Origin of the sequence: Confluentibacter sediminis (assembly GCF_003258355.1) — a bacterium.
Taxonomy (GTDB): domain Bacteria; phylum Bacteroidota; class Bacteroidia; order Flavobacteriales; family Flavobacteriaceae; genus Confluentibacter; species Confluentibacter sediminis.
The window spans coordinates 1-329 of the sequence record NZ_QKPO01000104.1 but is presented as its reverse complement, the minus strand read 5'-3'; the positions used below and the strand labels follow the sequence as shown (position 1 = coordinate 329).

Below are 329 nucleotides of genomic sequence, written 5' to 3'. Positions count from 1 at the left end.
CCGGTAGTCCGTCGATGGCGTTGAGCAGATGGTGAAGTTGGTGACCTGCGGCGTCAGACCAGTGGCGGCGGCTGGGGGAGCTCGCGCAGAATGCACCTTGGCTGATTTCGACCGCACCTACGGCGTTGGCCGGATCGGCAGGATCTTCAAGGGCGATGGTGATTGGTTCGTCCGTATGCACTAGCAAATCACCCCCGGCGTCGATGACGTATTGAATGGGTTGAGGGTGGCCCGCGCCATCGCCCAACATCCCCGCAAGCAAATCCACCAAATACCCCTTACCGCACGCACCAAAATCGAGCGCGACTGGGCTGTGGGCGATAAGTGTG

1 protein-coding gene is annotated in these 329 nt (G+C 60.8%); it reads right to left on the bottom strand.

The window, feature by feature from the left end:
- Window positions 1–329, bottom strand: a 329-nt coding sequence (locus DKT72_RS19090) for an FAD:protein FMN transferase (protein ID WP_162623392.1), incomplete at both ends; no start/stop codon positions are given.